Below are 21,819 nucleotides of genomic sequence, written 5' to 3'. Positions count from 1 at the left end.
GCCTCAGGCGCGCCGGCCATAGACGCCGGCCAGCGTCGGCGGGCCGTCGGTCTCGACCTCGCCGCGGGCGACGAGATCCTCCAGATGCGCCAGCGTCGACAGGCCGGCGGCGCCGAACAGCCGCGGGTCGAGGCCGATATAGATCATCCGCACGATATCGGGGATGCCGGCGGCACCGCGCGACAGGGCCCGCAGGATCGCCGTCTCGCGCGCCTCACGATGGCGCAGGTAGCGGGCGACGAAGGCGGGGCCCTGGCGCACCGGGCCGCCATGGCCGGGCAGATAGAGCTCCTCCGGCCGCTGGCCGAGCCGGCGCAGCGATTCCATGTAGTCGCCCATCGCCCCGTCCGGCGGGGCCACCACCGAGGTCGCCCAGGCCATCACATGGTCGCCGACGAAGATCAGGCCGGCCTCGTCCAGCACGAAGGCCATGTGGTTGGCGGTGTGCCCGGGGGTGGCGAGCGCGGTGAGCGAGACGCCGTCGCCGGCAAGGCGCTGCCCATCGGCAATGAGGAGGTCGGGCACGACGTCGCGGTCGCCGGCGGCGTCGAGCACGTTGGTCTCGCCCTCGTGCAGCGGGCGGGCCGGGCGGTGCGGGCCCTCGGCGACCACCGGCGCGCCGGTGGCGGCCTTCAGCGCGGCGAGCGCGCCGGTATGGTCGCGATGGGTGTGGGTGAGCAGGATGTGGCTGACCGGACGGCCGCCGACCGCGTCAAGCACGGCGGCGACATGGGCAGCGCTGTCGGGGCCGGGGTCGAGAATCATCACCTCGCCGGTGCCGATGAGATAGGTGCAGGTACCGGTGAAGGTGAACGCGCCGGGATTGGGCGCCAGCACCCGCACCACGCCGGGCGCCACTTCCTCCGCCACGCCGGGCACGGCGGCGAAGTCGCGGTCGAAGGGGATGTCGTCGGCCATGGGCGTGGGTTTCCGTCGGTTCCGTCGCGCTGTCTGCGTATCGCACCTAACCCGGCTGGCGGCGGGCGTCGAGGGCGGAGCGGCATCGGCCGTTAGGGAAGAGGTGGGGTTTTGTCGCCCATTCGTCATCCGGTGCTTGTCAGCGACGCCAAGGTGGCGGCATTTTCGCCACGCGGCGGCCCGCACCGGATGGCGGGCCGCGAGGGAAGGATCTGGCATGGACGATCTGTTGGACGGCTACCGGCGCTTTCGCGTCACCTCCTGGCCGGAGCGCAAGGCGCTGTTCGAGAAGCTGGCGCTGCGCGGCCAGAGCCCCGAAACGCTGGTGATCGCCTGTTCCGACAGCCGCGTCGACCCGACGATGATCTTCGACGTCGGGCCGGGCGAGCTGTTCGTGGTGCGCAACGTCGCCAATCTGGTGCCGGCCTATTCGACGCCCGACCATGCCCATCACGGCACCAGCGCCGCCATCGAGTTCGCGGTGAAGGTGCTGGAGGTGAAGCAGATCGTCGTGCTCGGCCACGCGCTGTGCGGCGGCGCGCGGGCGCTGCTCGACGGCGCGCCGGAAGCGGCGCAGGACTTCCTGCCGGACTGGATAAAGATCGCCGCCCCCGCCAGCGAGGTGGCGCGGCACCTGACGGACGACGAGGTCGAGCAGCGGCGCCTGGTCGAATATGGCTGCGTGCGGGTGTCGCTGAAGAACCTCGAGAGCTTCCCCTGGATCAGGGAGCGGGTAGAGGACGGCCGGCTGGCGCTGCACGGCTTCTATTTCGCCGTGGCGACCGGGGTGCTGGAGCGGCTGAAGTCCGACGGCACCTTCGGGCCGACGTGAGCGCGGCCGTGGAACGCGACGGCATGTTTGAAGAACTCGACGGTGTTAAGCTGATCACCGAGGAGGACAACGTCCTGGCGGCGCAGAAGAAGCGCGCCAAGGGCTTCGAGCCGATCTCGCGGCAGCTCTGGACGGAGCTGACGCGCCGGGGCGGTACGGTGGTCGATGCCGGCGCCTATAGCGGCTTCTATTCCATCCTCGCCGCCCGTTCCGGAGCGGCACGGGTGCACGCCTTCGAGGCGAGCCCGCTCATCGTGCCGCGCCTGCTCGCCAATCTCGAACTCAACGACATCGGCACGGTGCAGGTGTATCCGCACGCGCTCACCCGCGCCTCCGGGCAGCGCATCGCCATTCGCGGCAAGGACGGGCTGAGCTCGGCAGGCAGCATCGTCGGCGAGGGCGCGGTAATCGGCAGCGCCAGCACGCTGGCTCTCGACGATGTCGGCCTTGCCGAGCTGTCGGTGATGAAGATCGACGTCGAGCGGGCCGAATACGATGTGCTTCAGGGCGGCGCGGAGACGATCCGCCGCTTCCGGCCGCATATCCTCATCGAGCTGCTCGACGAGATCGGCCCGGTGGACGAGCTGCTGCGGGGCTGGGGCTATACGGGCGAGAAGACCGACACCAGCATGTACCACTATCACGCCTGAGCCTGGGAGCCTTGGCGCCTGAGAGCTTTGGCGGTCGGCGGCGCGGGCGAGGCCGTGACCTCGTCCGCGCCGGATTGAGGGCTCAGCCGGCCTGCCCGCCGGGGGCCGTGTCTTGCGCCGGCGTCACGGGCGCGCTGCGGCGCTTGAACACCCGGCGCACCGCGACGAACAGCAGCGGCACGAAGAAGATGCCGAGCACGGTCGCCGCGATCATGCCGCCCATCACGCCGATGCCGATGGCGTTCTGCGCCCCCGAGCCGGCACCGCTGGCGATGGCGAGCGGGGTCACGCCGAGGATGAAGGCGAAGGAGGTCATCAGGATCGGCCGCAGGCGCTGGCGCGCGGCGTCGAGCGTCGCCTCGACCAGCCCCATGCCGTGCGCCTCGCGCTCGATGGCGAACTCCACGATCAGGATGGCGTTCTTCGCCGCGAGGCCGATGGTGGTGAGCAGGCCTACCTTGAAGTAGACGTCGTTGGTCTGGCCGAACAGATGCGCCCCGAGCAGCGCGCCGAAGATGCCGATCGGCACCGACAGCATCACCGCGAACGGGATCGACCAGCTCTCATACAGCGCGGCGAGGCACAGGAAGATCACCAGCACCGAGATGGCGTAGAGCGAGGCCGCCTGGTTGCCGGACAGCTCCTCCTGCTTCGACAGGCCGACCCATTCATGCCCATAGCCGGCGGGCAGCTGGGCGACGAACTCGTTGATCGCCGTCATCGCGTCGCCCGAGCTGACCCCCGCTGCCGCCTCGCCCTGAATCTCGACGGCGGAGGAGCCGTTGAAGCGCTCCAGGCGCGGCGAGCCGAAGGTCCAGCGGGTGGAGGTGAAGGAGGAGAACGGCACCATGTTGCCGTCCGAGTTGCGCACATGCCAGCGGGCGAGATCCTCCGGCTGCATGCGGAAATCGGCCGCCGACTGCACATAGACCTTTTTCACCCGGCCGCGGTCGATGAAGTCGTTGACGTAGTCGCTGCCCCAGGCGGTGGAGAGCGTGTCGTTGATGTCCGACAGGGAGACGCCGAGCGCGCTCGCCTTCTCCTCATCGATGTCGACCACCAGCTGCGGCTCGTCCTCCTGCCCGTTCGGGCGGGTATTGGCGAGGCGCGAATCTCCCGCCGCCTTGGCCAGCAGCTGGTTGCGGGCGGCGACCAGCTTGTCGTGGCCGGCGCCGTTGATGTCCTGCAGGTAGAAGTCGAAGCCGTTCGAATTGCCCATGCCCTGGATCGCCGGCGGGGCGAGGGCGAAGACGCGGGCATCGTGGAACTTGGAGAACGCCGCCATGGCGCGGCCGGCCACCGCGCCGGCCGACAGGGTCGGCGACTTGCGCTCGTCGAAGGGACGCATGCGCAGGAAGGCGATGCCGACATTCTGTCCCTGGCCGCCAAAGCCGAAGCCCTGCACGGTGAATACGCCTTCCACCGCGTCCTTCTCATTGTCGAGATAGTGGCGGGTGACGTCGTCGAGCACCGCGTCGGTGCGGTTGGCGGTGGCGCCCACCGGCAGCTGCACGCTGGTGATCAGGCTGCCCTGATCTTCCTGCGGCAGGAAGGAGGAGGGCAGCCGGGCGAACATCCAGCCCATGGCGAGGGTGATGAGCGCGAAGATCATCAGGAACCGGCCGGAGCGGGAGATGATGCCGGCGGTGCCGGAGCGATAGGCGTGGCTGCCGCGGTCGAAGGCGCGGTTGAAGGCACCGAACAGGCCGCGCTTCGCGCCATGGCCGGACCCCTCGGCACCGGCGTCGCCACGGGGCTTGTGCGGCTTCAGCAGGGTGGCGCACAGCGCCGGGGTGAGGACCAGCGCCACCAGCACCGACAGCACCATGGCCGAGACGATGGTCACGGAGAACTGCCGGTAGATCACGCCCACCGAGCCGCCGAAGAAGGCCATCGGCACGAACACGGCGGAGAGCACGGTGGCGATGCCGATGAGCGCACCGGTGATCTCGTCCATCGACTTGCGGGTGGCCTCGCGCGGCGACAGGCCTTCCTCCTCCATCACCCGCTCGACATTCTCCACCACGACGATGGCATCGTCGACGAGCAGGCCGATGGCCAGCACCATGGCGAACATGGTCAGCGTGTTGATGGAGTAGCCGAACAGCGCCAGCACGCCGAAGGTGCCGAGCAGCACCACCGGCACCGCGATGGTCGGGATGAGGGTGGCGCGGATGTTCTGCAGGAAGACGAACATCACCACGAAGACGAGGACGATGGCCTCGGCCAGCGTCTTCACCACCTCCTCGATGGAGAGCACCACGAAGGGGGTGGTGTCGTAGGGATAGACCACCTCCAGCCCTTCCGGGAAGGTGCCGGACAGGCGCTGGATCGCCGACTTCACGCCATTGGCGGTGCTGATGGCGTTGGCGCCGGTGGCGAGGTTGATGCCGAGGCCGGCCGCCGGCTTGCCGTTGTAGCGCGCCGTGCTGGTGTAGCTTTCGGCGCCGAGCTCGACGGTGGCGACGTCGTTCAGCCGCACCAGCGAGCCGTCGCTGGTGCTCTTGATGATGATGTTGCGGAACTGCTCCGGCGTCTGCAGGCGGCCGCGTGCGGTGACGGTGGCGTTGAGCTGCTGGCCCTTGCGCTGCGGCAGGCCGCCGAGCTGGCCGGCCGAGACCTGGGTGTTCTGCGCCTCGATGGCCGTGGTGATGTCGCTCGGCATCAGCTGGAATTTGGCCAGCTTGTCCGGGTCGAGCCAGATGCGCATCGAATAGGACGAGCCGAACACCTGGGTGGTGCCGACGCCGTCGACGCGTCGCAGCGTGTCGTTGAGGGTGGAATCCACGTAGTCGGCGATGTCGATCGACGACATCGAGTCGTTGGTCGACACGAAGCCGACCACCATCAGGAAGCTGTCGGAAGCCTTGTCGACCTCGATGCCGCTGGTCTGCACGATGGTCGGCAGCTGCGACGTGACCAGCTGCAGTTTGTTCTGCACCTGCATCTGCGCCACGTCCGGATCGGCCGAGCTGGAGAAGGTGATGGAGATCGAAGCCTGGCCGGTCGAGGTCGAGGTGGCCGACATGTAGTCGAGATTGTCGAGACCGGTCATGCCCTGCTCGATGACCTTGGTCACCGAGTTCTCGACCGTCTGCGCGTCGGCTCCCGGATAGGAGGCGGTGATGCGCACCGTGGTGGGCGCGATCTGCGGATATTGCGCGATCGAGAGCGAGTTCAGGGCGAGCAGGCCGCCCAGCATGATCAGGATGGCGATGACCCAGGCGAAGACCGGGCGGTCGATGAAGAAACGTGCCACGCGGCTCACTCCTGCGCCGCGCGCGCCGGGGCGTCGGCGGCGGCATAGTGGCGGTCGGCGGGCAGGGCGGTCTGCTTGCCGCGCTCGACCACCTCGCCGGTGGTCTCGTCGAGGGTGACCTCGACGGGCGAGGCCAGCTGGCCGACGGTGACGAACTGGCTGCCCTCGACCACGACCCGGTCGCCATCGGCGATGCCGCTCTCGACCAGCCAGTTGTTGCCGACGCTGCGGCCGACGGTGAGCACGCGCTGGCCGATCTTGCCGTCGCCATCGACCACCAGCGCCACCGGCTCGCCCTTGGTGTTGCGGGTCACCGCGCGCTGCGGCACCAGGAAGCTGTTCGGCGCCACGCCTTCCTCGACCAGGGCCCGCACATACATGCCGGGCAGCAGCAGCCGGTCCGGATTGGGAAACTGCGCGCGCACGCCGAAGGTGCCGGTGGTCTCGTCGACATAGGCCGAGGAGAATTCCAGCGTACCCTCATGCGAATAGAGGGTGCCGTTGTCGAGCTTGAGGCGCACCTTGACGTCCGAGCCGGCGATCTTGATACGGCCTTCCTTGATCGCCTGGCGCAGGTTCAGGAGATTGGTGCTCGACTGGGTGACGTCGACATTGATCGGGTCGAGGGTGCGGATGGTGGTCAGCGCGGTGTCCTGGCTCGCGGTGACCAGCGCGCCGGGCGTCAGCGAGGACTTCTCGATGCGCCCGCCGATCGGCGCGGTAATGCGGGTGAAGTCGAGATTGATCCGGGCGGTATCGACGCTGGCCTTCGCGGAGGCGACTTCCGCCTTGGCCTGGGCGAGCGAGGCGACGGCGTCGTCATAGTCCTGCTTGCTCACCGCGTTCTGCTTGATCAGTCCCTGATAGCGCTCGAGCTTGGCCTGCGCGCTCGGGACGGCGGCCTCGGCCTTCTGCTGGCTGGCCACCGCGCTGTCAAAGCTCGCCTGATAGGTCGCGGGATCGATCTGGTAGAGCGCGTCCCCGGCCTTTACCTCGCTGCCTTCCTCGAACAGCCGCTCCTTGATGATGCCGCCGACCTGCGGGCGCACCTCGGCGATCAGCGAGGCAGTGGTGCGGCCCGGCAGTTCGGCGGTGATGGCGACCGACTGCGGATGCACGGTCACCACGCCCACTTGCGGGCGCTCTTGTGGGCCGGCTCCTGCCGGAGCGCTGCCCTGGCGGCCGTCGCAGCCGGCGGCGAGGAGCAGGACGAAGAGCGATACCGGCAGCAGCGGAGACCGCCTCGCGTGAATCGACGTCACGGGAAAATCCCCCATTTGGAAACTTGATCGTATCCATATTATCGCGGGCATGTTCCTGTCAATCGCACCGGCGACCGGACGTGTGGCGGTGGATCGGAGGGACGACAGAGGAGGGCGGCCGGAGATGGTCGGCAAAGCCTTGAGGCGGCGATTGCGGGCAATGAAGGGGCTGCCGAGGCGCCGCCCGGCGTCATCGAAAGGGGTGATGAGGCCGCGTGTCGGCGCCCGTGCGCGTGCCGCAGCGATGTCTCAGACCGGGGCGGGGGGAGGGGCGGATGTCCAGTTCCCGGCCGCCGCGGCGGCGTAATGGTGATCGATGTGGGGAAGGATCGGGAGCCAGCCCGGAAAGGCGGGCGTCGGGGTGGTCGCGGTCCCGGCGTCCCGGCCCGCGCCGGATTTTCTCACCGGCGTCGCCATGTCGACGGACCCGACCAGGGCGGTATTCGATTGTCGGGCGTCGACCGGCGGCGTTCCAGGGGCGCGTTCCAGGGCGCGCCAGGGAAGCGTCCGTCCGGGCGCACGGCGCAAAAGCTTGTGCCATGCCGAGGGCATCGGCGGACGCGGAACGCACCCTGTCCGTCGGCGTGGCGGTCAGGGGGGTGGGCTCGTGCGGGACGATAGGCCCCGCGAAAGGGCCTGCGAGCCGCAGGCGACCGGCTCGAACGTGTCGTTTCGGGCGGCGGCCTGAAGCGGCCTATGCCGAAATGGCGGACTGACGGCTGTTCCAGTCGTCGGACCAGGCATTGTCCGTCCCGTCCGATTCCAATCCATCCGCCTCCCGACCATCGGCGTTCTCGCCGCCAGCCACGGCCGTGTAACACAGCACGTTGGACAGATAGACCGTCGTCTCGGCTTCGGGGCTTGCCACCATGCTGTATTCCGGCGTGAACCGCTCGCCCATCGCGACGGCCTCGTCGCAGCCGATGGACGTCAGGCGGATGCGCCGGGGCGTCTCCTTCCAATCATTGGAGATGCGCACGAAATTCTTGATGAGGAAGCGGCCGGGTTCCTTGTTGATGACGTAGCCATGGCAGGTGAAGATGGAGAACGGCTCCATGCCCTCCTCCTCGATCAGCAGCGCTCCGCCGTCGCGGGTCGCCAGATAGGACAGCGAAATCATCGGCCCCGGCAGGTCGAGCGTCACGCTCTCGCCACGCGCCAGCGGGACGCAGAGCCGCTGATAGCGCGAATTGCTGAGCTCACGGACCGGAACGTTGGGGATGTCGGGCAACCGCACCATCGTCGCGGTATCGAAGGGAGTCGGCGACAACGGCTCGGGAAGCGACCGGCTGCCCCGGCGTTCGGCGGGCTGCGCCATGTAGCGGGCAAGGTAGGCGCCGACTCTCTCGGTAGCCTTGGGCCGACCATAGTGGCCGGGGTCGCTGTAGTATGCCAGGAACATGTTCGGGTTGGCTCCGTGCCGCCCCCGCAGATGCGCGTCGAAATCCACCATGGCGATGTTGAAGTCCTGGCCATAGTGCTCGACCAGATCGGTGACGCCCTTGCGCAGCCGCTCCAGACGACCGAGCGTATGGTTTTCGCTCTTTCCAAAAATAAGATTGTATATCTGGGCGTCCGGCGCGTGCAGGAAGAGGTGCCGGATCAAGCCTTCATAGCTGGCGAGCCAGGTTCCGATGCTTCTTTCGCGCGCTAACTTGTAGTCATTGATGATGAATTCGATGACGATCTTGTCGTAGCTGGCGATGTCTTCCTGAAAAAGATGACTGGCTTCGAGGCCGATCAGGCAGTTGTTCGCGCCGATGCTGATGTTCGAGAGCTCGGTGACGGAGATGCCGTATTTCTGCTGCAGCATGTCGATCGTAGCGCTGACATAGCCAGGCTGCATCACGGAATTCGATCCGCCAATAATCAGCACCCTCATTCAAATGTCTCCATCGCAATTTATACGCATGAACTATGCGGAGGGGGTCGTTTGCGGTCATGGTCCCGCCTTGCGCATAGCCGCGCCAAAAAACGGGCGACCATGCGCGCTTACCGAACACCCCTCGGATCTACAGGCATCATCTTCCTCTAGGTGACAGGCGTTGTCCACCATCGGCCAGGGTCGATCGCCTCGTGTCCGTGAGGCTGGGAGGTATCTAATTATACTGGGGGTGCCATGAAGAGGCCGTCGCTGCCGGACGATCGGGCCGCGCGGCCTTGCAGGAGCGGCATCTCGCCGGCAAGTCCGGGCCTGCCCCGATGTTCGCCTCACCCCCTACGGAAGTGGGGGCCATTTCCGGGAGCCCCCGCGGCGGCCGATGCCGCCGGAGGCAGGCAGGCGGCAACCGGTACCATCGGCGCCACCGCGCACGGCTCGCAGCGACGAGGGCGCGGTCTCACGACAATGATGGCGGTGCTGCGGCAAAATCCTGTCGAAAAACAGATGTATGTTCAGGGACTCTGCCGTAATCGTCTACGTATATTCGGCATATATGACGTTAGGTTAATGATATAGCTGACGTTGCGCGATCTATACTTGTTTTGTTGAAGGTGTCATATGCGGATCCGGGCATGATTTACGTCGTGTGATCCGATTTGATCGGGCGATTTATTTCGTTGCCCCGCGAGCCTGTTTGCCGGCTGGCGATCTGTTCATCGAACTGGCTGAAGCGCCAGTGGCTGGGTAATGGACCCGCAGGACCATGCATGTCGCCGGCTCGACGCTGCTGAGGCGTCTGAAGATGTTGCGTCGGCTCGACGCCTTCGATTTCTTCGGCAGCACGAAGGTGCCGACCTCCTTCATGGCGACGGACATCGCCCGACATGACGGCCGGGCCCTCGACATCGCCGCGCTAACGCCGAGCCGGATCGACGGGGCGGTGCTGCAGCAGCCCTGTGCGCACTACAATCTCGTTACGGCGGCCGGGCAGTCGTTTCACCATGGCGAGGCAGCCGGGGCGGCGCTTTCGGTGACGCAGCCCTACGACAACAAGATGGTCGGCCAGTCGATCCACAACGGCACGACCCGCTACGGCTCGGACGCCTGGAAGCCGATCGGCGACACGTTCGCCCTGCAGCCGCTGGTGGCGGCGAATGTCCGTGGTGGCGCCGTCTACAGCAACGCGCAGGTGGCGGCGAACCTCGGCACCTGGCCGGCCTATAAATATCTCGGGGAGGCCGGCGTGGTGGCGGCGGCCAATGCGTGGCGCGGGCGGTACCTCGCCCGGCGCAGCCTGGCGACCGATCCGGACCACCTTTTCGTCAGCAATGGCGTCGGGCGCGGCGGCACCTCGATCACCGCGCTTATCCCCGGCGGTGCCGTGTGGGGGCGCTTCACCAGCTACTGCGCGCAGATGAAGGCGCTCGCCGACCGCGAAGGGAAGACGGTCGGCATGTCGGCCTATCTGTGGGACCAGGGGCAGGCCGACAGTTCCGGTCACATGACGAAGGCCGCCTACAAGGAGCATCTCGCCACGCTGCGGAGCGGCGTCAACGAGGTGGTCGCCTCGACTTTCCGGCAGCCCAACCCGCCGGCGTTCCTGCTGTCGCAGATGGCGGGCGTCTACACGACCAACGACCTCGCCATCTCGCAGGCGCAGCTGGAATTCGCGCGCGAGACGCCGGGCGTCTATCTGATCGGGCCGGACTACCAGTACACGGACGCGATCTCCGGCGGGCATCTGCGCGCCAATGGCTACCGCAACCAGGGCCTTCAATACGGCAAGGTGCTCTATCGGCTGTTCGAGCTCGGGCAGAACTGGCGTCCGCTCGAGCCGCTGGCGATCTATGGGCGCGGCAAGGAAGTGCTGGTGACGCTGCATGTGCCGGCGCCGCCCATCGTCTTCGACCTGCCATATCGGGGGGCGGCGCAGGTGGCGGATCAGGCGGACAAGGGCTTCCTCGTCACCGATGCGGCGGGAGCGAATCCGGTGCTGTCCGTCGCGATCGTCGGGCGGGCCACCCTCCGGCTGGTGCTCGCCCGCGACGTCGTCGGCGGGGCGTCCCTCTGGCATGGGCGGAACGACATCTCCGCCGGCCATGGCTTCGTGCGCGACAGCGACGCCATGCCGGCCAGCGACGCCTATGAATACATTGCCGATAGCGGCATGCCGGCCGAGGACAACATCCCGGCGCTGGTCGGCAAACCCTATTCGCTGGCCAACTGGCTCTGCGGCTTCGTCGAGCCGATCATGCTGGTTTGATCCGCTGCATCCCGCATTCCCCGCCCGCATCTCAGGGGGGGGCGCTCATCGTGTCAGCGGCGGCTATCGCCGGCCCACGTCCTACAGATTGAGCGATGGATAGAGCGTCGGGGTCACGGTCCTGGCGTTCAGCGCATCGGCCAATTGGGTCAGGACGAGATGGAGATGGGCAGAAGATAGCGGCTCGATCAGGAATTCAGACCGGCTGTCGCGGATCTCCTGGGCGATCTGCTGCACGAGGCCGAGGTCCATGTGGCAGTTGGTCGAATACAGGAAATCGACCAGGCCGGACGAATTGCAGGGTATGCGCACCTGCGACTTTGCGACCGAGAGAAAAACGAAGCCGTCCTTGACGATCCATTTGGCGCCGACCCCGATCTGCACTGAAGCGGACATTCATCGCAATCCAAGCTGGAAGTCACTCGCGGAGCGCGCCGCCGCGCACGGCATGTCGCGCGACGATATACACCTTATGCGAGCATAAATGGTAAATGCAACCAACATTCGTCGACTTTATAGGGCGCAGAACGCGGTATCCGATGCAGGAAACTATACTCCGAATTTAGCGGCGTTTCAAAAACTCTGCGCCGTGAGGCGATGTGGCGAGGGGCGGTCGAGGCGCTCAGCGGGGCCTTCCGGAACGGAAGTGCGTCCGGCGAGCGAGCGGGGTCGCGAAGGACCGAGCGCAGGTTCATCGCAATTTCGCAGCGAGATCGGCTTCTCGCAGAACGGTCATCGAATTCTGGCAGGGTTCCTATCGGGAACAGGAAATCAAGGTACCGCTTGGTCGGAGTGGCAGGATTTGAACCTGCGACCCCCTCGTCCCGAACGAGGTGCGCTACCAGGCTGCGCTACACTCCGACGCGGTGGCGAGCCTCTAGCACGGGGATGCGCCGAGCCGCAAGCGTGGCATCGCACTTCTTCGCGACGCCTGTTGATGACGTCCGGTTTTCCCGCGGGCGGAGCTGTGGATGAAGGTTGAAAGCGGCGCGTTCCTGTGGCTATGTCCGCGCCCGCACGGTCCGCGTCTGACGGACGCGTGCCGCGTTGGGGCGTCGCCAAGCGGTAAGGCAGGGGATTTTGATTCCCCCATGCGGAGGTTCGAATCCTCCCGCCCCAGCCAAACACTCCTCCCGCTCTATCTTCGTCTGACGCGACATGTGCCGATTGCGGGGACTTTCCCTCATCCCGGCAAATGCCGATAGCGCCTGGGCTTTGCTGCACGGATCGGCGATCTCAGTTCGCGGGGGCGACGAGTTCGCGTTCGGCCCGCAGGATGTATTCCATGCCCTGGGCGATGTCCGAACGGATCGCGGTCACGAAGCCCTCGCCGTCGCGCGCGGCCAATGCGTCGGTGGCGGCGCGGTGGTAGTCGATCGCGAACGCCGCCGAGCCGTACTGGCTCGATATGTAGCGCATGGACGGGCCGGACTGCAGCCACAGCATCTCGATGATCCGCATCAGCGTCGGAGCGTTGGCGCGCCGGTAGATCAGGAAGTGGAAATCGAAATTGCTCTTCATGTAGAGCCGCCGGTCATCGGTCTCGATGGCGGTGTTGACCCGCATGTCATGTCGGATGAGCTCGTTCAGATCAGCTTGCGTCAGCTGCTCGAAGGCCCGGCGCGCCGCCTCCGGCTCGATCTGCATGCGGGCGAAGACCACGTCGCGGTGATTGGCGAGGCTGAGGCGCGGCACCTCGATGGTACGGCTGTCGGCGAAATGCAGCGCCCCTTCCGCCACCAGACGGCGCACCGCGTCGCGCACCGGGATGACGCTGAGGCCGTGCTCCTGCGCCAGGGCGCGGATCGACACCCGGTCGCCGGGCATGAACTCGCCTTCCCAGATCTGGCTGCGCAGGGCGCGGTGTAGCGCATCGGCCACAGTGTCGGGCTGATACTCGCTGCTGGCGTCATTCATGAGCCGTCTCATCCCTTCGGATCGTTGTTATATGACATGGCTATGTATTATAACACGTCATCGAACGCCACCGGAGACGCCCGCCAAATGCCCGCCGACGCCGTGAGTCCCGCCCCGCCGAGCTTCGTGCTCGCCGCGCATTGCGACCTCAACGGCATCTTCCGCGGCAAGCGGGTGCGCGCCGATGCCGCCGGCAAGCTCGCCAAGGCCGGCATCCGCATGCCGATGTCGTCCATCGGCGTCGACATCTGGGGCACCGACGTTCTGGGCAATTGCCTGTTCGACCGCGGCGATCTCGACGGTATCGTCGAACCGACCGGCCGGGGCCTGCTGCCGCTGACCTGGACCGATACGCCGGCCCGGCTGCTGCCGATGTGGATGCGGCTGGAATCGGGCGAGCCGTTCTTCGGCGACCCGCGCCGCGTGCTCGCCGAAATCGCCGGCCGCTTTGCCGCGCGGGGGCTGACGCCGGTGGTGGCGACCGAACTCGAATTCTACCTCGTCGACCCCAAGGCGGCGCGCGCCCACCCGCTCGTCCCGTTGCCCGAGGCGCATGAAGGGGCCGGCGACACCATCTACTGTCTGCAGGAGCTGGCGAATGTCGGGCCCTTTCTCGACGACGTCTATGCGATGGCGGAAGCCTGCGGCGTCTCGGTGGACGCGGCGATCTCGGAGAGCGGCCCCGGCCAGTACGAGTTCAACCTGGTGCACGGCCCCGACGCGCTGCGCGTCGCCGACGATACCGTGTTCTTCAAGCAGATTGTCAAGAATGTCGCGCGCCGACACGGGCTGGCGGCGAGCTTCATGGCCAAGCCCTATGCGAAGCATTCGGGCAACGGCCTGCATGTGCATTTCAGCCTGACCGACGCCGAGGGACGCAACGTCTTCGACGATGGCGGGCCGCACGGCACGGCGACGATGCGCCATGCCGTGGCGGGCCTGTTGGAGGCGATGCACGACACCACGCTGATCTTCGCGCCGCATCGCAACTCGTCGCGCCGGCTGCGGCCGGGCACGCTCGCCCCCACCATCGCCGCCTGGGGCTATGAGAACCGCACGGCGGCGGTGCGCATTCCCGGCGGGCCGCCGCAGGCACGCCGCATCGAGCACCGTGTCGCCGGGGCGGATGCCAATCCCTATCTGGTGATCGCCGCCATCCTCGCCGCCGCCCTCGACGGCATCGAGGCGGGTACCGAACCTCCGGCGCCGATGCAGGGCAATGTCTACAAGGCCGCCGGCCGTGCCATCCCGCCCGACTGGCGGCAGGCGATCGAGGCCTTCGAGGCGAGCGCGCTGGTCGCCCGGCTGTTCCCGGCCGACTTCATCACCATGTTCGCCACCTGCAAGCGGCAGGAGCTGGCGGTGTTCGAGGCGGAGATCTCCGAGCTCGAATATCGCAGCTACCTGCACAGCGTATGAGGCCGGCGATGGCACTGCCCCACACCGGCTCCTATTACGCCGCCACCGCCCATTCCTACGCAGCCTTTCCGCCGCTTGCCGAGCCTATCGAGGCGGATGTCTGCATCGTCGGCGGCGGCTTCACCGGCATCAACACCGCGCTGGAACTCGCCGAGCGCGGACTGAAGGTGGTGGTGCTGGAGGCCAACCGCATCGGCTGGGGGGCCTCCGGGCGCAATGGCGGCCAGATCACCGGCTCGCTTTCCGGCGACGTCGCCATGGCGCGCGAATTCCGCCGTACGCTCGGTGAGGCGGCCGACGACTATATCTGGAACCTGCGCTGGCGCGGCCATGCCATCATCCGCAAACGCGTGGCGAAATACGCAATTCCCTGCGACCTCAAGGACGGCCATGTGCAGGCGGCGACCAAGCCGGCGCACGTTGCCGAACTGCGGACGATGCATGCCGAGGCGGTGGCGCGCGGCATGGGCGCCGACATCTCCTTCGTCGAGGGCGAGGCGCTCCGCTCCCTGCTCGAGGTGCCGATCTATCTCGCCGGGCTGCACAACCGCCGCAACATGCATGTGCACTCGCTGAACCTCGTCATCGGCGAGGCGCAGGCGGCAGCCTCGCTCGGCGTCCGGCTCTTCGAGGACAGCGAGGTGACGCGCCTCGTTCCCGGCAAGCGGCCGATCGTGGAGACCGCGCGGGGACGTGTGAGCGCCGACACGGTGATGCTGGCCGGCAATGCCTATCACCGGCTCGGCCGCGGACGGATGCGCGGCGTGCTGTTCCCCGCCTCGCTCGGCATCCTCGCCACGGCGCCGCTGGACGAGGCGACGGCGCGGGCGATCAACCCGCGCGACGTCGCGGTCTACGACAACCGCTTCGTGCTGGACTATCACCGCCTGACCGCCGACCGGCGGCTGATCTTCGGCGGTGGCACCAATTATTCCGGCCGCGACAGCGCCGACATCGCCGCCGAGCTGCGCCCGGCGCTGGAGCGCACCTATCCGCGCCTGAAGGGCATCGGCATCGACTTCCAGTGGTCCGGCAAGGCGGGGATCATCGCCAACCGCATTCCGCATCTGGGCCGCGTGGCGCCGAACATCTTCTATGCGGAGGGCTATTCCGGCCACGGCATCGCCACCTCGCACATCGTCGCCGAGATCATGGCGCAGGCGATGACCGGGACCATGGGCGAGTTCGACGTGTTCGACGCGGTGCGGCGCCTGCGCCTGCCGATGGGCGCTGCGCTCGCCCACCAGGCCCTCGCGCTCGGCATGTGGTACTTCCAGCTGCGGGAGAAGCTGCGATGACGCGCCTCTCGCCTCCCCATTGCTTTGCCGGCTTCCTGCCGTCCCGCGCCCTGCGCGCGGCGACCGCCTTCCTGTCTTCCTCCCGGCCGTCCTGCCGGTGCGTGCCTTCCCCACAAGCGTCCGAAACGGACCACCCCTTCCAGAGAGAACCCGATGAGCAACGATATGGGAAAGATCCGCGTCATGCCCGGCGCGGCGAGCGGCGAGCGCTATGGCCTCAGCCGTCGTGACCTGATGAAGTCGGCCGCCGCGCTCGGCCTCGCCGCCGGTTTCGGCGGCGGCCTGCTGCTGCCCGGCGCCGCCCGCGCCGACGAGCCGAAGAAGGGCGGGCAACTGCGCGCCGGCATTCTCGGCGCCACCACCAACACCAACGACCCGGCGCTGCGCCAGGACGAGTTCGGGGTGATGGCCGCCTATACGACCTTCAACCACCTCGTCGAGCTGAACCCCGACAAGACCATCAAGCCCGAGCTCGCCGAGAGCTGGGAGGCCAAGCCCGGCGCGACGGAATGGGTGTTCAACATCCGCAAGGGCGTGGAATTCCACAACGGCAAGACGCTCACCGCCGATGACGTGATCTATTCGATCAATCGCCATCGCGGCGAGAAGTCCCAGTCGGGCGCCAAGAGCCTGATGGCGGCCATCGCCGACATCAAGAAGCTCGACGCCAACCAGATCCTCGTCACGCTGAAGAGCCCGAACGCCGACTTTCCCTATAATTTCACCGGCGACCACATGGCGATCACGCCGGACGGCTTCGAGGACTGGATGAAGCCGGTCGGCACCGGCGGCTACAAGCAGACCTCCTTCGAGCCCGGCGTGCGTGCCACCTGGACCCACAACAAGAACTACTGGAAGCCGGGCCGCGCCCATGTCGAGGAGGTCGAGTTCCTCGTCCTCAACGACACCCAGGCGCGCATCGCCGCCCTCCAGTCCGGCCAGATCGACGCGCTCGGCCTCGTCGACCCGGCGGCGGTGGAGATGCTCAAGGGCAATGCCGGCGTGCAGGTGGTGAACTCGTCGGGCGGGCAGTTCTGGAGCTACGCCATGAACTGCAAGAAGGGGCCGTTCACCGATCCCAATCTGCGGCAGGCGATGAAATACGCCATCGACCGCCAGAAGATCCTCGACATCGTGCTGCGCGGCAACGGCAAGATCGGCAACGATCAGCCGCTCGCCCAGACCGACCCGATGTTCGACCCCTCGCTGGCGCAGAACCCCTATGATCCGGAGAAGGCCAAGTTCTTCCTCAAGAAGGCCGGCATGGACAGCTTCAAGGTCGAGCTGAACACCTCGGACGCCACCTTCGCCAACTCCGCCAATGTCGGCCAGCTCTACCGTCAGGCGGCTCTGCCGGCCGGCATCACCATCGACGTGGTCCGCCAGCCGGCCGACGGCTACTGGGACCAGGTGTGGCTCAACGTCGACAAGCCGATGACCACCGGCGTGTGGATGGGCCGGCCGACCGCCGACATGATCATGTCGATGGTCTATGCCTCGACCGCGCCGTGGAACGAATCCTTCTGGTCCAACGCCAAGTTCGACGAACTGCTGGTACAGGCGCGCGGCGAGCTCGACGCCGGCAAGCGCAAGCAGATGTATGGCGAGCTGCAGGGCCTCATCCATGGCGACAGCGGCCATGTGGTGCCGGTGTTCGCCGACTTCATCGACGCCTACAGCCCGCGCGTGAAGGGGCTGATGCCCACCCCGTCCTGGTACCTGATGGGCGCCCGCTTCACCGAACGCGTCTGGCTGGAAGGCTGATGGCCTCAATACTCGCCAAGCGGCTGGCCATGGGGATCGTCCTGGTCCTCCTGGCCTCCGCCCTCCTGTTCTTCGCCGGTGAACTGCTGCCGGGCGACTTCGCGACGAAGCTGCTCGGCTCATCGGCGACCCCGGAGGCGGTGGAGGCGCTGCGCCGGGCGCGTGGCGTCGACGCGCCCGCGCTCACGCGCTATCTCGACTGGCTCGCCGGGCTGATGCGCGGCGATCTCGGCACCTCGCTGACCAATGGCCGCGAGATCGGCCCGCTGATCGCTACAAGGCTGAAGAACACGCTGGTCCTCGCCGGCGCAGCGGCGCTGATCGCGGTGCCGCTGGCGGTCGGGCTCGGCACGCTGGCGGCGATCTTCCGCGACCGGCTGTTCGACCGCGTCATCCTCGTCTTGTCGATGGTGACGGTGGCGACGCCGGAATTCTTCTTCGCCTATATGGCGATCGCGGTGTTCGCGGTGAACCTGCACTGGGTGCCGTCGATCTCCATCGTCACCGCTGGCATGAGCTTCGAGCGGCTGTGGCCGCTGCTGGTGCTGCCGGTGATGACGCTGGTGATCACCTCCTGCGCCCACATGATCCGCATGACGCGGGCCAGCATCGTCTCGGTGATGGATTCCGACTATGTCGGCACCGCGCTGCTCAAGGGCCTGCCGGAATGGCAGGTGGTGGTGCGCCACGTGCTGCCCAATGTGATGAGCCCGATCGCCGCCGTGGTGGTGCTCAACCTCGCCGACCTCGTGGTGGGACTGATCATCGTCGAGACCATCTTCGCCTATCCCGGCATGGGACAGCTGATGGTCGATTCGGTGTCGAAGCAGGACATCACCGTCGTGCAGGCCTGCGGGCTGATCTTCGCCGCCACCTACATCCTGCTCAACATGATCGCCGACCTCCTGGCGATCGCGCTCAATCCCCGGCTGAGATACGCGCGATGAGCCTCTCCGACGCCACTTCGCGCCCCGCCGCACCCTCGCGCCTTTCCGGCGTGCCGGTGATGCTGGCGGCGCTGTTCTGCCTGGCCTGCCTCGCCTGCGCCATCGGGGCGGATGTCATCGCCCCCTATGGCGAGGCCGACCTCGTCGCCATGCCCTGGCAGGCGCCGGACCTCGCGCACCCGCTCGGCACCGACCAGCTCGGGCGCGACATGCTCTCGCGCATCATCTTCGGCGCCCGCACCTCGATCGGCCTGTCGCTTGCCATCGTCACGCTGGCATTCATGGTCGGCGGGGCGTTCGGTCTTGCCGCTGTGACGCTGGGCGGCTGGGCGGACGCCGTCATCAGCCGCGTCGTCGACCTGTTCATGGCGCTGCCGCCGCTGGTGCTGGCACTCTTGGCGCTCAGCGTGTCCGGCACCTCGCTGATGACGTTGACGCTGGTCGCCGCCTTCATCGCCAGCCTGCGGGTGTTCCGCCTGACGCGGGCGCTCGGCGTCGACATCGCCGCGCGCGACTTCGTCGACGTCGCCCGGCTGCGGCGCGATTCGACGGCGCGCATCATGTGGCGGGAGATCCTGCCCAATGCGGCGATCCCGTTGATCTCCGAGTTCGGCCTGCGCTTCGTCTTCGCCTTCCTGTTCGTCGCCTCGCTGTCCTTCCTCGGGCTCGGCGTGCAGCCGCCCACCGCCGACTGGGGCGGCATGGTGCGCGAGAATGTCGGGGCGCTGAACTATGGCCGGCTCACCCCGCTGGTGCCGGCGGCATTCATCGCGCTGCTCGCCATCAGCGTGAACCTGATCGGCGACTTCCTCGTCGCCCGGCGCGGAGGAGCGCGATGAACGGTTCCGCACCGCTGCTGGAGATCAGCGGCCTGCATGTCGAGGCGGTGCTGCCCAATGGCGGCATCGCGACCATCCTCGAGGACATCTCGCTCACTCTCGGCTGGGGCGAGGTGATGGGACTGATCGGCGAATCCGGCGCCGGCAAGTCGACGCTGGGCCTTACCGCGCTCGGCGCGGTGCGCGGCGGCGCCTATGTACGCTCGGGCGAGGTGAAGCTCGACGGCGTCGACCTGTTGAAGGGTGGGCCTGCGCTGCTGCGCGACATTCGCGGCCGGCGCGTCGCCTATGTCGCGCAGTCGGCGGCTTCCGCCTTCAATCCCGCCTTCCGGCTGATCGACCAGGTGATCGAGACCAGCGTGCAGCGCCGGCTGATGAGCCGCAGCGAGGCGCGCCGGCGGGCGATCGAGCTGTTCGCCCGGCTGGAGCTGCCCTCGCCGGAGACCTTCGGCGAGAAGTTCCCGCACCAGGCTTCCGGCGGCCAGCTCCAGCGCGCCATGACGGCAATGGCGATGTGCGCCCGTCCTGACCTCATCGTGTTCGACGAGCCGACCACGGCGCTCGACGTCACCACCCAGATCGAGGTGATCCTGGCGGTGCGGCAGGCGATCCGCGAGGAGGGCATGGCGGGGCTCTACATCTCGCACGACCTCGCCCTCGTCGCGCAGATGGCCGACGCCATCCTCGTGCTCAGGCACGGCAAGATGGTGGAGAGCGGCCCGACGGCGCAGGTGATCGAGGCGCCCGCCGCCGACTATACCCGTCGGCTGATCGCCGCCCGCAGCCTGCGCCACGCGCCGCAACCCGAGCGTCCGCCGTTGCTGGAGCTCAAGGGCATCGCCGCCGGCTACGGCAATGTCAGCATCATCGAGAATCTCGACCTCGTCGTGCCGGAGGGCCGTACGCTGGCGGTGGTGGGCGAATCGGGCTCGGGCAAGTCGACGCTCGGCAAGGTGATCTGCGGATTGCTGCCGCACCGGGCGGGACGTCTGGCCTTCGCCGGTCGGACGCTGGAGCCGGACATGCACCGGCGTCCGCTCGACGACCTGCGCGCCATCCAGATGGTGCACCAGAACCCCGATCTCGCGCTCAATCCGCGCCAGCGGGTCGACGAGATCATCGGCGCGCCGCTCACCCGCTTCCAGGGCCTGCGCGGCGCGGCGCGGGATGCGGCGGTGGCCTCGCTATTGGAACAGGTGGAGCTGAAGCCGGAACTCGCCGAACGTCGGCCCGGCGCGCTCTCCGGTGGGCAGAAGCAGCGCGTGTGCATCGCCCGCGCGCTCGCCGCCCGACCCCGGCTCATCGTCTGCGACGAGGTGACGAGCGCGCTCGACCCGCTGGTCGCCGACGGCGTGCTCAAGCTGCTGGCGCGGCTCCAGGCCGAGGAAGGGGTGAGCTATCTGTTCATCACCCACGACTTCGGCGCGGTCGAGGCGCTGGCCGACCATGTGGCGGTGATGCGCCACGGCGCCCTCGTCGCCGCCGGGCCCGCCCGGCAGGTGCTGAGCCCGCCCTACCATCCCTATACCGAGGCGTTGATCCGCGCCGTGCCGGAGCTGCGCCTCGGCTGGCTCGATGGCGTGATCGCCGCCCGCGCGACGCAGACCCCAGACCGGAGACCGACATGAACCGTGATACACGGGCGCTTCTCATCGCCGCCACCGGCGAGGACCCCGAGCCCTACCGCGCCGCGCTGACCGCGCAGATGCCCGACCTCGTCGTGCATGCCGAGGGCGAGGGCTACGATCCCGCCACCATCGCCTATTCGCTGGTGTGGAAGCCGACGCGCGGCCTGATGGCGAGCCTGCCCAATCTCGAAGCCATCTTCTCCATGGGTGCCGGCATCGACCATGTGCTGGCCGATCCCGAGCTGCCGCCCGGCCCGCCGATCGTGCGGCTGATGCACGACAAGACGCGCGAGCAGATGCGCGACTACGTGCTGCACGTCGTGCTGCACTACTACCGGATGATGGACGTCGCGGCGGCGCAGCAGGCACGGGGGGAATGGCGCTTCCTTCAGATCCGCGACAAGGCGGCGCTCAAGGTCGGCATACTCGGCCTCGGCGAGATGGGCGGCGCGGCGGCCCGCGCGCTGGCAGGGCTCGGCTTCTCCGTGCTGGGCTGGTCGCGCAGCGCGCGCCGCATCGAGGGCGTGACCAGCTTCTCAGGTGCCGAGGGGCTGAAGGAGATGCTGGCGCAGACGCATTTCCTCGTTTCGATCCTGCCGGCCACCGCCGACACGGTCGGCCTCCTCGACGCCGGGCTGTTCGCCGCGCTGCCCAAGGGGGCGGTGGTGATCAATCTCGGGCGCGGCAACCATCTCGTGCCGGCCGATCTGCTTGCCGCGCTGGATTCCGGCCATCTGGCCGGAGCGACGCTCGACGTGTTCGATCCCGAGCCGGTGCCGGCCGACAGCCCATTCTGGACGCACCCGAAGGTACGCCTTACTCCGCATATCGGCAGTGACGGCAATGCCGAGATTTGCGGCGAGGCGGTCACCGCCAACATCGTCCGCATCGAGAACGGCCTGCCGCCCGAGCCGGTGGGCGAGCGCGCCCGCGGCTACTGA

16 protein-coding genes and 2 tRNA genes are annotated in these 21,819 nt (G+C 67.6%); 11 read left to right on the top strand and 7 right to left on the bottom strand.

Annotated elements, in window-relative coordinates; genetic code table 11:
• Nucleotides 1–3 precede the first annotated feature (3 nt).
• Nucleotides 4–918, bottom strand: a complete 915-nt coding sequence (locus KHC28_RS14990) for an MBL fold metallo-hydrolase (RefSeq protein WP_214009169.1) — start codon at nt 916–918, stop codon at nt 4–6.
• A 217-nt stretch (nt 919–1,135) separates the two neighbouring features.
• Here KHC28_RS14990 and KHC28_RS14985 point away from each other — a divergent pair, with 217 nt between their 5' ends.
• Together KHC28_RS14985 and KHC28_RS14980 are read left to right on the top strand one after the other, a co-directional pair.
• Entirely contained in the window at nt 1,136–1,750 is a 615-nt protein-coding gene (locus tag KHC28_RS14985) for a carbonic anhydrase (protein ID WP_214009168.1), read from the top strand.
• Between the two features lie 23 nt (nt 1,751–1,773).
• Complete coding sequence (locus KHC28_RS14980) at nt 1,774–2,400, top strand: FkbM family methyltransferase (RefSeq protein ID WP_214009167.1); 627 nt, start codon at nt 1,774–1,776, stop codon at nt 2,398–2,400.
• Between the two features lie 82 nt (nt 2,401–2,482).
• Here the strand turns inward: KHC28_RS14980 and KHC28_RS14975 are convergent, their stop codons facing one another.
• The 3 genes from KHC28_RS14975 to KHC28_RS14965 all read right to left on the bottom strand — a co-directional run bounded on the left by KHC28_RS14975 (nt 2,483) and on the right by KHC28_RS14965 (nt 8,803).
• Complete coding sequence (locus tag KHC28_RS14975) at nt 2,483–5,659, bottom strand: efflux RND transporter permease subunit (RefSeq protein ID WP_214009166.1); 3,177 nt, start codon at nt 5,657–5,659, stop codon at nt 2,483–2,485.
• 5 nt (nt 5,660–5,664) lie between these two features.
• Nucleotides 5,665–6,936, bottom strand: coding sequence for an efflux RND transporter periplasmic adaptor subunit (locus KHC28_RS14970; protein ID WP_214009165.1), 1,272 nt, complete (start codon nt 6,934–6,936; stop codon nt 5,665–5,667).
• 679 nt (nt 6,937–7,615) lie between these two features.
• Nucleotides 7,616–8,803, bottom strand: coding sequence for an SGNH/GDSL hydrolase family protein (locus KHC28_RS14965; protein WP_214009164.1), 1,188 nt, complete (start codon nt 8,801–8,803; stop codon nt 7,616–7,618).
• A gap of 763 nt (nt 8,804–9,566) precedes the next feature.
• Between KHC28_RS14965 and KHC28_RS14960 the strand changes: the two genes are divergently transcribed.
• The gene (locus KHC28_RS14960) at nt 9,567–11,066 is read left to right on the top strand and encodes a hypothetical protein (RefSeq protein WP_214009163.1); all 1,500 of its coding nucleotides are present in this window, start codon (nt 9,567–9,569) and stop codon (nt 11,064–11,066) included.
• Between the two features lie 81 nt (nt 11,067–11,147).
• On the opposite strand, the gene KHC28_RS14955 is transcribed toward KHC28_RS14960, so the two are convergent.
• Nucleotides 11,148–11,462 carry a hypothetical protein gene (locus KHC28_RS14955; protein WP_214009162.1) on the bottom strand — a complete coding sequence of 105 codons (315 nt, stop codon included), beginning with the start codon at nt 11,460–11,462 and terminating at the stop codon, nt 11,148–11,150.
• Nucleotides 11,463–11,850: 388 nt separating this feature from the next.
• A tRNA-Pro gene (locus KHC28_RS14950) sits at nt 11,851–11,927 on the bottom strand.
• A 187-nt stretch (nt 11,928–12,114) separates the two neighbouring features.
• Here KHC28_RS14950 and KHC28_RS14945 point away from each other — a divergent pair.
• A tRNA-Gln gene (locus KHC28_RS14945) sits at nt 12,115–12,189 on the top strand.
• Nucleotides 12,190–12,302: 113 nt separating this feature from the next.
• Here the strand turns inward: KHC28_RS14945 and KHC28_RS14940 are convergent.
• The gene (locus KHC28_RS14940; protein WP_214009161.1) at nt 12,303–12,983 is read right to left on the bottom strand and encodes a GntR family transcriptional regulator; all 681 of its coding nucleotides are present in this window, start codon (nt 12,981–12,983) and stop codon (nt 12,303–12,305) included.
• A gap of 87 nt (nt 12,984–13,070) precedes the next feature.
• On the opposite strand from KHC28_RS14940, the gene KHC28_RS14935 reads away from it, so the two are divergent.
• From KHC28_RS14935 to KHC28_RS14905, 7 genes are all read left to right on the top strand, one after another.
• Nucleotides 13,071–14,402 carry a glutamine synthetase family protein gene (locus KHC28_RS14935; RefSeq protein ID WP_214009160.1) on the top strand — a complete coding sequence of 444 codons (1,332 nt, stop codon included), beginning with the start codon at nt 13,071–13,073 and terminating at the stop codon, nt 14,400–14,402.
• Between the two features lie 8 nt (nt 14,403–14,410).
• Entirely contained in the window at nt 14,411–15,700 is a 1,290-nt protein-coding gene (locus tag KHC28_RS14930) for an NAD(P)/FAD-dependent oxidoreductase (protein WP_214009159.1), read from the top strand.
• 153 nt (nt 15,701–15,853) lie between these two features.
• A complete protein-coding gene (locus KHC28_RS14925; RefSeq protein ID WP_214009158.1) occupies nt 15,854–17,464 on the top strand; it encodes an ABC transporter substrate-binding protein in 1,611 nt (536 codons plus the stop codon).
• Nucleotides 17,464–18,411 (top strand): ABC transporter permease, encoded by a 948-nt coding sequence (locus KHC28_RS14920; RefSeq protein ID WP_214009157.1) that lies wholly within the window; start codon nt 17,464–17,466, stop codon nt 18,409–18,411. Before KHC28_RS14925 ends, KHC28_RS14920 begins: the two co-directional genes overlap by 1 nt.
• Nucleotides 18,408–19,250 (top strand): ABC transporter permease, encoded by an 843-nt coding sequence (locus tag KHC28_RS14915; RefSeq protein WP_214009156.1) that lies wholly within the window; start codon nt 18,408–18,410, stop codon nt 19,248–19,250. The genes KHC28_RS14920 and KHC28_RS14915 overlap by 4 nt, the downstream gene beginning before the upstream one ends.
• A complete protein-coding gene (locus KHC28_RS14910) occupies nt 19,247–20,878 on the top strand; it encodes an ABC transporter ATP-binding protein (RefSeq protein ID WP_214009155.1) in 1,632 nt (543 codons plus the stop codon). The genes KHC28_RS14915 and KHC28_RS14910 overlap by 4 nt, the downstream gene beginning before the upstream one ends.
• Complete coding sequence (locus KHC28_RS14905; RefSeq protein WP_214009154.1) at nt 20,875–21,819, top strand: 2-hydroxyacid dehydrogenase; 945 nt, start codon at nt 20,875–20,877, stop codon at nt 21,817–21,819. The genes KHC28_RS14910 and KHC28_RS14905 overlap by 4 nt, the downstream gene beginning before the upstream one ends.

The organism is Ancylobacter sonchi (assembly GCF_018390695.1).
GTDB classification, from domain to species: Bacteria; Pseudomonadota; Alphaproteobacteria; order Rhizobiales; family Xanthobacteraceae; genus Ancylobacter; species Ancylobacter sonchi.
The sequence above is the reverse complement of the archived record's forward strand: the minus strand, read 5'-3'. Positions and strand labels throughout refer to the sequence as shown.

What these genes read in the sequence shown, in the direction of transcription:
- KHC28_RS14990 (WP_214009169.1), bottom strand. Translation starts at nt 918, where the DNA reads ATGGCCGACGACATCCCCTTCGACCGCGACTTCGCCGCCGTGCCCGGC.
- KHC28_RS14965 (WP_214009164.1), bottom strand. Translation starts at nt 8,803, where the DNA reads ATGAGGGTGCTGATTATTGGCGGATCGAATTCCGTGATGCAGCCTGGC.
- KHC28_RS14940 (WP_214009161.1), bottom strand. Translation starts at nt 12,983, where the DNA reads ATGAATGACGCCAGCAGCGAGTATCAGCCCGACACTGTGGCCGATGCG.
- KHC28_RS14960 (WP_214009163.1), top strand. Translation starts at nt 9,567, where the DNA reads ATGCATGTCGCCGGCTCGACGCTGCTGAGGCGTCTGAAGATGTTGCGT.
- KHC28_RS14980 (WP_214009167.1), top strand. Translation starts at nt 1,774, where the DNA reads ATGTTTGAAGAACTCGACGGTGTTAAGCTGATCACCGAGGAGGACAAC.
- KHC28_RS14930 (WP_214009159.1), top strand. Translation starts at nt 14,411, where the DNA reads ATGGCACTGCCCCACACCGGCTCCTATTACGCCGCCACCGCCCATTCC.
- KHC28_RS14985 (WP_214009168.1), top strand. Translation starts at nt 1,136, where the DNA reads ATGGACGATCTGTTGGACGGCTACCGGCGCTTTCGCGTCACCTCCTGG.
- KHC28_RS14970 (WP_214009165.1), bottom strand. Translation starts at nt 6,936, where the DNA reads ATGGGGGATTTTCCCGTGACGTCGATTCACGCGAGGCGGTCTCCGCTG.
- KHC28_RS14920 (WP_214009157.1), top strand. Translation starts at nt 17,464, where the DNA reads ATGGCCTCAATACTCGCCAAGCGGCTGGCCATGGGGATCGTCCTGGTC.
- KHC28_RS14935 (WP_214009160.1), top strand. Translation starts at nt 13,071, where the DNA reads ATGCCCGCCGACGCCGTGAGTCCCGCCCCGCCGAGCTTCGTGCTCGCC.
- KHC28_RS14925 (WP_214009158.1), top strand. Translation starts at nt 15,854, where the DNA reads ATGAGCAACGATATGGGAAAGATCCGCGTCATGCCCGGCGCGGCGAGC.
- KHC28_RS14955 (WP_214009162.1), bottom strand. Translation starts at nt 11,462, where the DNA reads ATGTCCGCTTCAGTGCAGATCGGGGTCGGCGCCAAATGGATCGTCAAG.
- KHC28_RS14905 (WP_214009154.1), top strand. Translation starts at nt 20,875, where the DNA reads ATGAACCGTGATACACGGGCGCTTCTCATCGCCGCCACCGGCGAGGAC.
- KHC28_RS14915 (WP_214009156.1), top strand. Translation starts at nt 18,408, where the DNA reads ATGAGCCTCTCCGACGCCACTTCGCGCCCCGCCGCACCCTCGCGCCTT.
- KHC28_RS14910 (WP_214009155.1), top strand. Translation starts at nt 19,247, where the DNA reads ATGAACGGTTCCGCACCGCTGCTGGAGATCAGCGGCCTGCATGTCGAG.